Origin of the sequence: Pseudomonas sp. EYE_354, from assembly GCF_023148575.1 — a bacterium.
Taxonomy (GTDB): domain Bacteria; phylum Pseudomonadota; class Gammaproteobacteria; order Pseudomonadales; family Pseudomonadaceae; genus Aquipseudomonas.
On sequence record NZ_JAHXNQ010000037.1, the window covers coordinates 1 to 1,022 of the forward strand.

General features: G+C 58.1%; 1 protein-coding gene. It reads left to right on the forward strand.

Annotated features, from left to right (window positions below):
• Positions 1-1,022 (forward strand): ribonucleotide-diphosphate reductase subunit beta (locus KZX66_RS26325; RefSeq protein ID WP_248084122.1); only part of this gene is annotated, 1,022 nt, incomplete at both ends.

The window sequence follows — 1,022 nt, forward strand, 5'->3', positions numbered from 1 at the left end:
CGCGCCAAGGCCGCCCTGGACAAACTCGACGTCGCCGAAGGCCTCGCCGAACTCGAAGGCGCCTCCGCCCGTGTCGCCGTCGACGAAAAGCGCATGATCAACTGCCGCGCCGACCTCAACCAGCTCGTGCCCTTCAAGTACGACTGGGCCTGGCAGAAGTACCTCGACGGCTGCGCCAACCACTGGATGCCGCAAGAGGTCAACATGACCGCCGACATCGCCCTGTGGAAAAACCCCGAAGGCCTGACCGACGACGAACGCCGCATCGTCATGCGCAACCTGGGCTTCTTCTCCACCGCCGATTCCCTGGTCGCCAACAACCTCGTGCTGGCCGTGTACCGCCTGATCACCAACCCGGAGTGCCGCCAGTACATCCTGCGCCAGGCCTTCGAAGAAGCGATCCACACCCACGCCTACCAGTACTGCATCGAATCGCTGGCCATGGATGAAGGCGAGATCTTCAACATGTACCACGAGATCCCATCGGTGGCTAAAAAGGCCGCATGGGGCCTCAAATACACCCGCTCGATCTCCGATCCGAAGTTCGAAACCGGCACCGTCGACACCGACAAAGAGTTGCTGCGCAACCTGGTCGCCTACTACTGCGTACTGGAAGGCATCTTCTTCTATTGCGGCTTCACCCAGATCCTCTCCATGGGCCGCCGCAACAAAATGACCGGCGTGGCCGAACAGTTCCAATACATCCTGCGCGATGAGTCGATGCACCTGAACTTCGGTATCGACGTGATCAACCAGATCAAAATCGAAAACCCGCACTTGTGGGATGCCGAGATGAAAGAAGAAGCGACCCAGATGATTCTGCAGGGCACGCAACTGGAGATTGAATACGCGCGCGATACCATGCCTCGCGGTGTACTCGGCATGAATGCGGCGATGATGGAGGATTATCTGAAGTTCATCGCGAATCGTCGGTTGTCGCAGATTGGGTTGAAGGAAGAGTACCCAGGGACGACTAACCCGTTCCCGTGGATGAGCGAGATTATGGACTTGAAGAAAGAGAA